This is a genomic window from Bacillus sp. SIMBA_005, assembly GCF_046535585.1.
Taxonomy (GTDB): domain Bacteria; phylum Bacillota; class Bacilli; order Bacillales; family Bacillaceae; genus Bacillus; species Bacillus pumilus.
In genome coordinates this window covers 1-254 of record NZ_JAWRWI010000770.1, presented here as the reverse complement: position 1 = coordinate 254, position 254 = coordinate 1, and the positions used below count along the sequence as shown (strand labels likewise).

At 72.8% G+C, this 254-nt stretch carries 1 protein-coding gene; it reads right to left on the bottom strand.

Annotated elements, in window-relative coordinates; translation table 11 throughout:
- On the bottom strand, positions 1 to 254 hold a 254-nt coding region (locus SB660_RS22150; protein WP_410584616.1), incomplete at both ends, for a hypothetical protein.

Here is a 254-nt window from a genome sequence, read left to right as displayed (position 1 = left end):
GCCGCGACGAATCCGTCAACGCTGGGCACCTCCCGGACCAGTCGGTGGATGTACTTCGGCCCCGGCATCAGCCGGTGGTCGGCCGCGATCGCGGCGCGCGCCGCCGCGAACGCCAGGTGCACGGCAGCGTGCTGGAGCAGGAAGGGGTCGTCGCGCTCCTCGGCCTGCCGGAGGAAGTATCCGCCGTGCAGGTGCGCCTGGGCGATGTGCGAGCTGACACGGCCCGCCCAGACCTCGTCGTCGAGGGCGCTGAC